The sequence below is a fragment of the Aeromicrobium sp. genome, from assembly GCF_025965075.1.
Taxonomy (GTDB): Bacteria; Actinomycetota; Actinomycetes; order Propionibacteriales; family Nocardioidaceae; genus Aeromicrobium.
In genome coordinates this window covers 1-11954 of record NZ_JAOPXQ010000077.1, presented here as the reverse complement: position 1 = coordinate 11954, position 11954 = coordinate 1, and the positions used below count along the sequence as shown (strand labels likewise).

Sequence of the window (11954 nt, the reverse complement as noted above, 5' to 3'; positions counted from 1 at the left end):
GCAGCTTCTCGGCCTCCAGCGCGGCGGCCAGGTCGCGAGTGCCCAGCGCGTGCGCGACCCGGGTGGCATCGCTCGGCGGGGCGCCCCGCTCGATCAGTCGCTGCGTCAGGCTGACCCGGTCGATGTCGCTCTCGGTGTAGCGGCGGTGGCCGCCGGCGGTGCGCAACGAGGGCCCCACGCCGTACCGCCGCTCCCAGGTCCTCAACGTCGACGGCGAGATGCCCAGTCGCGCGGCAACGGTCCCGACGCCCCAAGCGAGCTCGGCCCCCTCCCCCCCGGTGGACATCGGCATGACCTCAGCGTAGGACTGGACCGCCGTTGCGCACGTCGGAGAGATGGTGAACAAATAGTGCACCAACTTTGCGTCGAGCGCGTTTCGGCTTGCGGATTCGGGGCAAACCACGACCATGGTCAACGTCAACAGGCTCCCCGGTCCCATGATGGACGCGTACGAGTGGCAGTACCAAGGCGCGTGCATGGGCGTCGACAGCTCGGTGTTCTTCTCCCCGGAGGCCGAACGCGGAGCCAAGCGCGAACGGCGCGAGGAAGCGGCCAAACGCCTGTGCTTCCAGTGCCCCGTCCTCGAGCGGTGCCGCCAGCACGCCCTGGCTGTCCGTGAGCCGTACGGCGTGTGGGGCGGGTTGACCGAGGGTGAGCGCGCCGCGCTCGTCCGCCAGGAACGTCTCGCCAGCTGATCCAGCGCGTTCTCGCGTCCCGAGGGTGATGGGAGCACGCCACAACGACAGGGAGAACGCATGTCCGACCTGACCGACAAGAAGATCGCCTTCCTCACCTCGCAGATCGGGGTCGAGAAGGCCGAGCTCGAGTCACCGTGGCAGGCCGTGCTGGCCGCCGGCGGCACGCCCGTGCTCGTCGCTCCGGAGGCCGCCGCCGTGCAGTCCATGGTCGGCGACGTCGACAAGGACGCGACGTTCGACCCCGACACGACCGTCGCGGAGTCGTCGGTCGAGGACTTCGACGCGCTCGTCATCCCGGGCGGCACGGTCAACGCCGACCACGTCCGCGCCGACGCCGACTCCGTGGCCCTGGTCAAGCAGTTCGCCGACGCCGGCAAGCCGGTCGCCGCGATCTGTCACGGCCCGTGGGCCCTCGTCGAGGCCGGTGTCCTGCCCGGCAAGACGCTGACGTCCTATCCCAGCCTGCGCACCGACATCGCCAACGCCGGCGGCACGTGGGTCGACGAGACGGTCTTCCACTGCACCGAGAACGGCTGGGACCTCGTCACGTCCCGCAACCCCGACGATCTCGACGCCTTCAACGCCACGCTCACCGCCGTCTTCTCGAAAGCCTGAGGTCCCATGACTGCCGCCCAGAAGCCCAGCACGTCCGCCAAGATCCTCTACCGCCCGGTCGGTCTCGTCAGCTCGATCCTCGGCGGCCTGCTCGCGAGCCTGATCTTCAAGCAGGTCTGGAAGCGGGTCGGCGACAATGACGACGATGCGCCCGGCCCCCTGCAGTCCGAGTACTCCTACAAGGAGATCCTCCTGGCCGCCGTGATCCAGGGCGCCATCTACTCCGTCGTCAAGACCGTCATCCAGCGCCAAGGAGCCCGCGGCTTCCAGCGCGCGACTGGCGAGTGGCCGGGCTCGTGACCTCGACGACCGACCTGCTGGAGGACGCGTTCGGCCGCATCGCCGAGGGCGCGGTGACGGTCGTCGACGGGCTCTCGCCGCAGGACCTGTCCCACCGGGTCGCGCCAGGCGCCAACCCGATCGGCTGGCTCGTGTGGCACCTGCTGCGCGTGCAGGACGATCACGTCGCGGACGCCGCCGGCACCGAGCAGGTCTGGACGTCCGCCGGCTGGGAGCGCCGGTTCGGCCTGCCTTACGACCCGGCCGCGACCGGCTACGGCCAGACCGCCGACGAGGTCGGCGCGCTGAGCGTGACCGCCGCGCTGCTCGACGGGTACGCGCGCGCGGTGGCCGCGAGCACGCTGGCGTACGTCGTCGGCTTGAGCGACGCCGATCTCGACCGGATCGTCGACGAGCGCTGGGACCCCGCCGTGACGCTCGGCGTCCGGATGGTCAGCATCATCGGCGACGACCTCAAGCACCTCGGCCAGGCCGAGTACCTCCGCGGCCTGCTCTGAGCCCGCTCAGGTGCAGTCTCACCCCTCTCGCTGCCGGCCGATGCCTGTGATGGGTGAGGTCAGTCTTCGGTGAGGAACTGTGCGCTGTGGAACGAATCCGCCAACGGGATGAGGTGGTCGCGCGCGAGGGCCTGGTGAGCCGGGTGCTCGAGGTAGGCGTAGAAAGCCTCGGCGTGAGCGAACTCTGAGACCAGCGCGTAGTCGGCGTTCGTCGGCCTTTCGCCGAGATCTCGACCGTGGCGGGTCCGGCGGATGAGGTCGATCTGACCCGGCAGGGCCGCGAGCGCCGCGTCGAGCGCCGCCACTTGATCTGGCGTCGCGGCGTCTTTGAACTTGACGGTCACACAGTGGATCAACATCGGCCTTCTCCTTGGGGTGTGGGGGTGGGCGTCGCCATCGGCAGTCGATGGCGACGCCCCGTGACTGAGTAACGCGCTCTCAGGAGAGCGCGAAACCGGCGTACCCGTTCTCCACCGACTGGCGGCACTTCTCCAGGTACATGGTCAGGCCACCGGGGTAGGCCAGCAGCTCCTTCTTCTGGCCCGGCACGTTGGCGTTCATGTACCAGGAGTTCGCCATGATGAAGGTCGTGGCGCTGGCCAGGCCGTCCAGGTGCTCGTGCCACTCGTCCTCGGCCTCGGGCGTGGCCTCGATGCGCGTCAGGTTGTTGTTGCGCATGTGGCTGATGGCGTTGATCACCCAGTCGCCCTCGAGCTCAGCGCAGGTCGGGCCGTTGCAGAACGCCGACGGGCTCTGCGGGCCGTACACGTACATGATGTTCGGGAACCCGGCTGTGGCGCGCCCAAGGAAGGTGCGAACGCCGTTCTTGAACACGTCGCTGTACTTCTCGCCCTTGGTGCTGCGGATGTCGATGTCGGTCAAGCCTCCGGTGAAGGAGTCGAAGCCGGTCGCCAGGACGACCACGTCGAACTCATGCAGCGTGCCGTCGGCGGTGACGATGCCGTTCTCGGTGACCTTCTCGATGGGGTTCTCGTTGACGTCGACCAGATCGACGTTGTCCTGGTTCATCGTGTCGTAGTAGGTGTACTCCAGCGGGCAGCGCTTGGTGCCGAACGGGTACGGCGGGGTCTCGGGGAGAAGCTTCTCGGCCAGCTTGGGGTCCTTGATGCGCGGCAGGGTCCTCTCGCGCCAGTAGGCGTAGATCTTGTCTCCGACCTCACGGTTGAAGTACATGTCGGCGTAACCGCCGAGCCAGATCTGGAGGCCGCCCATGGCCCAGAGCTCGTCGAGCGTGGCGTAGAACTCCTCGTCGGAGATCTCGGCGGTCGGGGTGTAGATCACGTCGTAGTCGATGCCGGAGAAGGTCGTCTCACGGTACTTGAAACGCTCGGTGTAGGTCTTGCGGAGCTCGTCGTTCGCGGCCTGGTCGAGCTTGGGGGAGATCATCGGCAGAGCCGTCGGAGGCGTCCGCTGGAAGACAGTCATCTGCCCGACGTCGGGAGCGATCGTCTGGATGACCTGGACACCGCTGGAGCCGGTCCCGATGATGGCGACCCGCTTGCCGGTCATGTCATAACCCTTGGGCCAGCGCGAAGTGTGGAACAGGTCGCCCTTGAAGTCGTCGAGGCCGGGGATGTTGGGGTAGAGCGCCTTGGACCCGGTGCCGAGCATCGGCAGGAAGTAGCGCGCGCGGGTCAGGAAGGTCTCGCCGGTCTTCTCGTCACGAGTCTCGATGGTCCACTTGTCCTCGTTCTCGTCGAACCGGGCAGCTACGACGCGCGAGTCGCAGCGAATGTCCTTGGCCAGGTCGAGCTTGGCGATGACGAAGCGGAAGTACTCCTGAATCTCCTCCTGGCCGGGGTAGACCTCCGACCAGTTCCACTCGCTCCAGATCCGCTCGTCGGAGAGCTGGTAGGCGGTGGCGGGGGTGTCGACACGCGCCCCGGGGTACTGGTTCCAGTGCCAGACGCCGCCAGCCTCGGAGCCGGCCTCGTAAAGCTTGACGGTGAAGCCGCGCGAACGAAGGTTCTCGAGCTGGTGGACGCCCGCAAAACCGCCGCCGACGACGAGGACGTCGAGCTCTTCGGTCACGGGGCGGGGGTCGGTGAGCAAGGTGTTCACGTGGTGTTCCTTTCGCGACATCGCAGTCCGTTGTGGCTGCTCGGTCGCTGGGGTCGAAGAAGTGTCATTCCGGAGGTGTGGTGCTGGGGGAAGGCGAGCCGCTGGCTCACGTGTCGCGCTCGTTGGTTGTCGCCGGTGGACTGACGCCTGCTCGGATCGCGAACGGCGGAAGACCCCCTGGACCGAAGTCCTCTAGCGATAACTCATGGTGTATGTCTGATATCACAAGAGTGACACGCACCACGAAATGATGTCAAGCATCACTAACAAGATTGCCGTTCCTGCCAGCTGGCCATCCCGGGCAGTTCGACGTGTATCACGCCTCGTTGCCACATGCACGCCCTACTATGCGGTGGACTACGAGCACAAGACTTCGCACGAGCGCAGTTGAGCTGTTCGCTTCTGGGAAATGACGACTAACAGTGTAGGCACACACGGCCAAACGCCGACAGGCTCGATGTCATGGGACGCTCACGACATGTCTATTCTCTGAGAGGCGTCGCCGGTGACATCCGAGAACGTAGAACCTAGGCTCCGCCCGACAGAGCCGCCCAGGACGTGACACGGTTCGGCGGATCAGAGTGCAGCAGGCATTGGCGCCGAAGGAGCCCCGTCCCCCACGATGCGCGGACCCGGGACGGATCAGACGTGAACGACCGCCGTGACGGCTGTCCTGAGCTCGAAGGCGAAAGCGGGCTCGCGGTACAGGTGCGCGATACGCACAAGGTCGTGGACGATGCCCTTGCTGATGTGGACGAGGGTCGACGCTGTCGCCTCGTCGAGATCGTCACGTGTCGCCGATATCCAGCGTTGCCATTCGAGCGTGTTCTCTTCTCGGATGCGGTTGAACCGATCGCGCTCGTCCTCGGGCAGGTAGTGGCTCTCCGTCAAGGAAACGGCCAACAGGTCGATAGCCCGCACTGCCAGCTCGACGTAGCCCTCAACCAGGGCGTCGAACACGTCAGCGTCGCGCGCGGGCCGAGTCAGAGCTCGGGCGACCTCGAGTGCCTGCCACTCGTAGAAGCGATTGGTCGCCGCGACGAGGATGCCGGCCTTGGTGTCGAAGTACCGGTAGATCGCCGGGCCCACCACCCCGACCTCGGCTCCGATGTCGTCGATACTGACCCCGGCATATCCGTTGCGCTGGAAGGCGCGCGCCGCAGCGGAAAGGAGCTGCTCGCGACGCGAGGCGGGCGTCCGGGGGTGCGCGACCGGTTGAACACCCGAGTCCGGGTGGGAGCTGCCTGCAACACCGATGACTCGCTCGCACGCCTCAACGAGAACCTTCTTGAGCTTGGCACGAGAAAGGCCGCTGTCGTAGAAGGCAGGGCTGGTCAGGATGCTGACCACCGACCAAATCCGGACCTCCCTGGCGAAGTCGTCGAGGTCGGGGGTCGCTGGTGCAACCACCAGGCGCCCCACCTGTTCGGCAATCCAGCGAGTGCGCTCGCGCACCAGCAAGAAGTCGTCTGGGTCGAGGTGTCGGGCCTCTCGCTGCCACAGCACCGAAAGGCGCCGACTCTCAAGGCCCACCTCAGCGAGCGTCGAGAGACGTTCGCCAACGCTGCCGGGACTGTCGGCCGCCGCGAGTTGCTCCAGGGTCGTCACCAATCGCTGCTGGTCCTCACGAATCACATGAGACAGCAGGGCCCGCTTGTTGGCGTAGTGACGATATAGGGCTCGGGCCGTGATACCGCTCGCTTCGGCGATCTGGTCCATCCTGACCGAGTGATAGCCGTGGGCGGTGAACAGCTCCCGCGCGTTGAGGGCGATCTGTTGCCCGCGATCCCGCGGACGCCGCGTTGAGTCCTTCACGGGAGCCGCACCGCTCATCCCGTGGCTCCTCTCCGACACACCCCGGCCTTTCCGGTCAGCCAGGCGGCCGCACGTCGCGTTGCAGACCGACCGAGCAGAACAGTACTACGCCTCCGGGGCCGCGCAGCGTCGTGATGCGCGGTGAGATCGCCACGAAGGGCACCCCTGGGGGAAGGGATCAGTCGAGGGGGCCCCGACACGGTTGCCGGGACCCCCACTCGGTCATCCACCTGGATACTCATGCTCAGGCCGCAGGCGCGCCCTTGCGCCCGACCTTGGCCATGGCCATCGCGGCCGAGGACTTGCCGACGTGGAACTCCTCCAGCGTCGTGGTGTTGCAGGTCATGTAGAGCGTGTCGAGGTTGTCACCGCCGAAGGCACAGGCGACGGACCAGGCGCCGGGGTTGCTCACCTTGTCGGTGATCTCGCCGCCCTCAACGACACGGTAGAAGCCGCTGTCCTCCTCAAGGGTCAGGGCGTTGCCGAACCACACGCCGCCGTCGGCGTCGAGCGCGATACCGTCCGGGTGGTAGGCGTCGTCGAGCTGCGCCCAAGCCCGCTGGTTGCTCAGTGAGCCGTCGGCGGCGATGTCGAAGGCGGTGATCCGGTGGTTCCAGGTCTCGGCGACCAGCAGGACCGAGCCGTTCTGGATCGCCATGCCGTTGGGGAAGAGCAGCTCCCCGCCGACTTGCTCCGCCTTGCCGCTGGGGTCGACGTGGACCAGGCGGGTCGTCTTGGGGTCCTCCTCACCGAGCGCGAACCCGAAGTTGCCCACGTAGGCGTGGCCGGCCTTGGTGACGAGCATGTCGTTGCCGATGCCGCCGGCGAACTGGCTGAAGTCCGCGTGGATGCTCTGTGTGCCGTCGAGCGCAACCTTCAGGACGCACTTGTCGGCCTGGGAGACCACGAGCACCGATCCGTCAGAGAGGAAACCCAGGCCGGAGGGGGCGCCCTCGACCTCGACGACGGTCTGGAAAGAGCCGTCGGCTGCGAACCGCTTGACCGTCTTGGTGAGGAAGTCGCTGGCCCACAGGCTTCCGTCCTGCCAGCGGGGGCCCTCCAGGAACTGGTGGCCGGTGGAGAAGATGCTCAGCTCGTGCTCGTTCATGACATTCCGTTCCGCGACGACCTACGGCCGTCGCTTAGGTGGTTGGGTAGCTCGATCGAAGGGTGGACACGGTCGATGGGCTGTCGCCCGCGTGATCTGATGCTCGGGAGGACGCCCCTTGCTCAACCCGTTCCTTGGCCAGGTCACGCAACGTGAACTTCTGGATCTTTCCGCTGGTTGTACGGGGCATCTGGTCGAGCACGATCAGGCTCTCGGGAAGCTTCTGTTTGGCGATCTTGCGCTCCAGCAGCCACTCGATGAGTTCAGCGAGCTCCACGGTCGCATCCGGCTCGGGAACGATGACTGCGCAGACCCGCTCGCCCAGCACCGGATCGGGTGAGCCCACGACGGCAACCTCGGCAACCCTGGGATGGGCGAAGAGGTGGTCCTCGACCTCCTTCGCGCTGAGGTTCTCGCCGCCCCGGATGATGATGTCCTTCTTGCGGCCGGTGATCTCCAGGTGACCCTCAGCGTCAACACGGCCGAGGTCTCCGGTGCGGAACCAGCCGTCGTCGGTGAACGCGGACTCATTCAACTCGGCGTCGAGGTAGCCGACGAACATCTCGGGCCCTCGTGCGAGCAGTTCGCCCTCCTCCCCGATGCCGAGGTCGTTCTCGTGCTCATCGACGATCCTGATGCGGGCCAGACCGATGGCGCGGCCGTCGGTGTTGGCGCGCTTTTCCAGCGGGTCGGCGGCGCTGCCGCTGGTGGCGGTCGGATACTCGGTTGACCCGTACACCCGCGCGACCATGCAGTCCAACGCGGTCGTGGCGTTGATGATCAGATCCGGCGGGACGTCCGCGCCTCCACACAGGAAGTTCCTCAGCGATGAGACGTCGTAGTCGCCGAGCGACGGGTGGTGGACCAGCCCGTGCAGGAACGGTGTGGCTGCGAGCATGAAGTCACACTGATGTTCCTGGATCAGTTCCAGGCCGGCCGTGGGCTCCCAGATGTCCAGCAGAACGACACCGCTTCGCAGCATCGGCGGCATCTGGATGCCGTACAAGATACCGGTGATGTGCCCCACAGGAGACGGCATGAACACGACGTCGTCCTGGGTCAGGCCGAGCAGCTCGATCATGCTTCGGTTCTCGTAGTCGAGCGTGTTGTGCGTGTGCAACGCGCCCTTCGGGGCCGAGGTCGTCCCGGAGGTGTACAGCAGGAGCACCAGGTCGTTGGCGTCGCGAGTGACCGGCTCAGGCTTGCTGCCGTGGAAGCCGTCGAGGAAGTCCTCGAAGGAGACCTCGTGATCCCGTCGCGCCTCGCCCAGGACCACGACCGTCTGCAACGCCGACAAGCCCGACGAGATCTCCGCGAACATCTCGGGGAAGTCGAAATTGCGGAACGTCGCTGGGATGAACGCGATCTTGGACTTCGCCTGCTCCAGGGTGAATCGGGTCTCCGAGTGGCGGAAGATCGGCATGATCGGATTGCTGATCGCGCCGATCCGGATCGCGGCAAGATGGACCGCACACGCCTCGGCCCAGTTCGGCAGCTGCCACGAGACGACATCGCCGTGTCCGATGCCGTGGCGCTGGAGTGCCGCGCCGAGGGCGTCGACGATGGCGTCGAGCTGTGCGTAGGTCCACGTTCGTCCGCGGTCGACGACAGCGGTGCGGTCGGGGACCGTCCGGGCGGCGTCCGACAGATAGGCGTCGATGAAGTTGTCCTGCCAGGCCCCCGATGCGGTGGACTCCGCGATGACGTCCCCGTTCAGAATTGTGGTGACCATGGTTCAGACCCTTTCGACCGTCGGTGCGGCCGGCTGGTCCAGCACGAGCGCTCCGACCTTCTCCTCGAGTTCCGTGCTGTCGCCGTACCAGGCCCGCAACGCCAGCGCACGCTTGTAGTACCAGTGGATATCGGCCTCCGCGGTGAAGCCGATGCCACCATGCACCTGGATCGCGCCTTCGCAGACCGAGACGGCGACCCTTGCGGCATGGGCCTTCAATGCCGCGGCGTTGAGGTCAGCCTCGGTGTCGGGGAGCTCGTCCAACTCGCCGGCGACGGCCTCACAGAAGTTGTGCAGCGAGACCGCATCGGTGTGCATGTCCGCCAGCATGTGCTTGATCGCCTGGAAGGAGCCGATGACCCTTCCGAACTGCTCACGCTGTTTCGCGTACTCGACGGCCAACTCGACGCAGCGGGTGGCAATCCCGCTCAGCTCACAAGCGATGAGCACACGGCTCCACCGCCGGACTCGCGCCAGGACTTCCGGCGCTGTCGCCGCGTCGCCCACCGGAGCCCCCTCGACCCCGTCGAGCGTGACCCGGCTGAAGTTCAGGGCCGGGTCAGCGCTGCCGACAGCCTCGATCCGCACCCCCGGCATCGTCGGCTCGATCAGGTGCAGCAGGGGGCGTCCGTCCCGGTCGGCGACAACAAGGAGGGCCGTCGCCTCACCACCGAAGCGGACCGCCTCGAACGTCCCGTGCAGCCTGCCGTCCACGCTCGTGACCGAGCCGAGTCGTCCCGACCAATGGTCGGTCACGGCAGGATCGAGGAACGCCAGCACCGACCCGTTCTCCACCGCGTCCGTCAAGAGCTTGCGGCCCTCCTCGGAAGCATGCTCGTACACGGTGCCGGGCAAGAGCGAGTTCTCCAGCATCGGGCCGGCGAGAAGGTGACGGCCGTACTGGATGAAGATCGGGCCCAATGCCGACAGCGGAAGCCCGAGCCCACCATGCTCCTCCTCCAAGGCCACGGAAAACGTGCCGAGCTCGGCCAGAGCGGGAACCAGGCTCGACCGCTCGTCGGCCGAGGAGAGGATGCGCCGGCGAGTATCAGCGTCGTAGGCGGACCGCAGAAAGTCGTCGACGGTTGCCGCGAGAGAAGCGATGGTGTCGTTGTCAGCCACGGGGAAGTCCTAGAAGTCGCTCGGAGATGATGTTGCGCTGGACCTGCGACGTGCCCCCATAGATCGAGGCTGATCGCGAGTAGAGGTGGTCATGCACCCAACGGTCGGCCTCAAGCCCGAGAGGCGTCGATCCCGCCAGCGCCCGCGACGGGCCAAGCAGCTCGGCGATCGAGCCGAACACGGTCTGCTCGATGCCGTTGAGGAGCAACTTGTCCACGGAGTCCTCGGGAGTCGGAACCTCGCCGGCGTCCAGACGCTTGACAGTCTGGCGGGTCTGGGCGCCCAAGACGCGCAACGCGATCTGCGCCCGTCCGATCGCCCCGCGAACACGCCGCCCGAGGGCGGTCTCCGGCCCCGGCAGGTCACCTTCACGCAAGGCGGCCACGGCATCCTCGAACGCGACCTCGTAGTCGACGCGCCGGCGCACCGTGTAAGCGGCCCGCTCTATGCCCAGCGTGTGCGTGGCCACCGTCCAGCCCTGGTTCAGCTCACCGACCAGATTGCGGCGCGGTACCCGCACCTCGTCGAAGAACACCTCACAGAACTCACGCTCACCGGTCATCTGCTCCAGCGGACGCGGAGTGATCCCCGGTGAACTCATGTCCACCAGGACGTAACTGATACCGGCGTTCTTGTGAACGTCCGGATCGGTGCGCACCAGCAACGCACACCACTGCGACTTGTGCGCCCAGCTCGTCCACACCTTCTGGCCCGAGATCACGAAGTCGTCGCCATCGATCACCGCACGGGTCCGCAACGAGGCAAGGTCGGAGCCTGCATTCGGCTCGGAGAATCCCTGGCACCAGATGTGCTCGCCGGACAACAGCTGGGGCAACAGCTCTTCACGCTGCCACGACTGACCGTGATGGTCGATGGACGGGCCGACCACATCGAGCCCGATGAGCCCGATCGGCATCGGCGCCCGTGCCCGCGCCAACTCCTCGGCGAACACCAGTTGATGCATCGGCGTCAGGCCCTGTCCACCGGCCTCCCGACTCCAACTGATGCCGATCCAGCCGGCGTCGAACAACGTGTGCTGCCACTCGCGAAGCACAGTGAACCGCTCATCCAGGTCCAGCGGCACATGCGGAACGTCGGCCGCGGCCAGCCATTCCCGCGCCAGCGCGCGATAGGCATCCAGGTCCACCGTCGACACGACGTTCACCGCCCCGTGTACACGGGCGTGCGGCGCTCCAAGAATGCGTTGAGCGCCTCCTTGGAGTCCTCGTAACCCGACAGCTCACCGGTCAAGGACTGCTCGAACTCGTAGCCACTCTTCAGATCCATGTACTCGATGGTGTTCAGGCTCTGCTTGGCGAACCGCAACGCGGCCGGGCTGTGCCGCGCCAGCGACTCGGCCAAGGACTGCGCCGTCTCATACAGCTTCTCGTCGGGAACGACATCCACGATCCCCCCATACGGCAGGAGCTTGCCCGCCGGAACCAGATCACCACTCAGGTGCATCAGCCGGACCACGCCCTGAGGCACCATCCGCGACAGGTGCTTCGCTCCACCCATCACACCGACGTTCACCTCCGGGAGCCCGAACCGGGCACTCTCGGCGGCGACCACCAGGTCGCAGGAGGCGGCGATGGCCAGTCCGGTACCGACCGCAGCGCCCTGCACCGCGGCGATGAGCGGCTTGGTGCTGTCATAGATGGAGAAGAACGCCTCACGCACCTCCTTCATCCGTCCCGGCGAGTTCTCCGGGTCCAGGGTCTTGAACTCCTCCACGTCATTGCCGGCGCAGAAGTGCTTGCCCCGACCAGCGAGGACCAAGACCCGCGCCTCCGGCAGGTGCACGTCGACGTTGTCGAAGAACTCCTTGATCTCGAGGTACATCCCCTGGTTCACCGCGTTCGCCGGTGCACGGTTCAACCACACAGTCGCAGTCGCGCCGTGCTCCTGCCATTCGATGAACTCAAACTGCGCCATGTCCTGATCGTCCTGTCTGTGTAGTGCCTGGGCACGTCGACGACGGGGCT

The 11954-nt window shown here is 66.4% G+C and carries 13 protein-coding genes; 4 read left to right on the top strand and 9 right to left on the bottom strand.

Going from position 1 to position 11954, the window contains the following annotated elements:
* The coding region (locus tag JWQ91_RS05050; protein ID WP_297781623.1) for a MerR family transcriptional regulator at positions 1-292 on the bottom strand (292 nt) is incomplete at its 3' end.
* A 115-nt stretch (positions 293-407) separates the two neighbouring features.
* Between JWQ91_RS05050 and JWQ91_RS05045 the strand changes: the two genes are divergently transcribed.
* Genes JWQ91_RS05045 through JWQ91_RS05030 form a run of 4 tightly spaced genes read left to right on the top strand, consistent with a single transcriptional unit; the run spans position 408 to position 2110 of the window.
* Positions 408-695 carry a WhiB family transcriptional regulator gene (locus JWQ91_RS05045; protein ID WP_297781621.1) on the top strand — a complete coding sequence of 96 codons (288 nt, stop codon included), beginning with the start codon at positions 408-410 and terminating at the stop codon, positions 693-695.
* A gap of 60 nt (positions 696-755) precedes the next feature.
* Positions 756-1313 (top strand): type 1 glutamine amidotransferase domain-containing protein, encoded by a 558-nt coding sequence (locus JWQ91_RS05040; protein WP_297781619.1) that lies wholly within the window; start codon positions 756-758, stop codon positions 1311-1313.
* Positions 1314-1319: 6 nt separating this feature from the next.
* Positions 1320-1613: a DUF4235 domain-containing protein gene (locus tag JWQ91_RS05035; protein WP_297781617.1), complete on the top strand. Its 294-nt coding sequence runs from the start codon at positions 1320-1322 to the stop codon at positions 1611-1613.
* Positions 1610-2110, top strand: a complete 501-nt coding sequence (locus JWQ91_RS05030) for a DUF664 domain-containing protein (protein ID WP_297781615.1) — start codon at positions 1610-1612, stop codon at positions 2108-2110. Before JWQ91_RS05035 ends, JWQ91_RS05030 begins: the two co-directional genes overlap by 4 nt.
* A 59-nt stretch (positions 2111-2169) precedes the next feature.
* Here JWQ91_RS05030 and JWQ91_RS05025 read toward each other — a convergent pair whose 3' ends face one another.
* From JWQ91_RS05025 to JWQ91_RS04990, 8 genes are all read right to left on the bottom strand, one after another.
* A complete protein-coding gene (locus tag JWQ91_RS05025) occupies positions 2170-2454 on the bottom strand; it encodes a Dabb family protein (RefSeq protein ID WP_297781613.1) in 285 nt (94 codons plus the stop codon).
* Positions 2455-2548: 94 nt separating this feature from the next.
* Positions 2549-4192 (bottom strand): NAD(P)/FAD-dependent oxidoreductase, encoded by a 1644-nt coding sequence (locus tag JWQ91_RS05020; RefSeq protein ID WP_297781612.1) that lies wholly within the window; start codon positions 4190-4192, stop codon positions 2549-2551.
* 642 nt (positions 4193-4834) lie between these two features.
* Positions 4835-6025 carry a TetR/AcrR family transcriptional regulator gene (locus JWQ91_RS05015; protein ID WP_297781610.1) on the bottom strand — a complete coding sequence of 397 codons (1191 nt, stop codon included), beginning with the start codon at positions 6023-6025 and terminating at the stop codon, positions 4835-4837.
* 226 nt (positions 6026-6251) lie between these two features.
* On the bottom strand, positions 6252-7115 hold the full coding sequence (locus JWQ91_RS05010) for an SMP-30/gluconolactonase/LRE family protein (RefSeq protein ID WP_297781607.1): 864 nt from the start codon (positions 7113-7115) through the stop codon (positions 6252-6254).
* Positions 7116-7149: 34 nt separating this feature from the next.
* Positions 7150-8847: an AMP-binding protein gene (locus JWQ91_RS05005; RefSeq protein ID WP_297781604.1), complete on the bottom strand. Its 1698-nt coding sequence runs from the start codon at positions 8845-8847 to the stop codon at positions 7150-7152.
* Positions 8848-8850: 3 nt separating this feature from the next.
* Positions 8851-9969: an acyl-CoA dehydrogenase family protein gene (locus tag JWQ91_RS05000; RefSeq protein WP_297781602.1), complete on the bottom strand. Its 1119-nt coding sequence runs from the start codon at positions 9967-9969 to the stop codon at positions 8851-8853.
* Positions 9962-11134 (bottom strand): acyl-CoA dehydrogenase family protein, encoded by a 1173-nt coding sequence (locus JWQ91_RS04995; RefSeq protein WP_297781600.1) that lies wholly within the window; start codon positions 11132-11134, stop codon positions 9962-9964. The genes JWQ91_RS05000 and JWQ91_RS04995 overlap by 8 nt, the downstream gene beginning before the upstream one ends.
* Positions 11131-11904 carry an enoyl-CoA hydratase-related protein gene (locus JWQ91_RS04990; protein WP_297781598.1) on the bottom strand — a complete coding sequence of 258 codons (774 nt, stop codon included), beginning with the start codon at positions 11902-11904 and terminating at the stop codon, positions 11131-11133. Before JWQ91_RS04990 ends, JWQ91_RS04995 begins: the two co-directional genes overlap by 4 nt.
* Between the last annotated feature and the right edge of the window lie 50 nt (positions 11905-11954).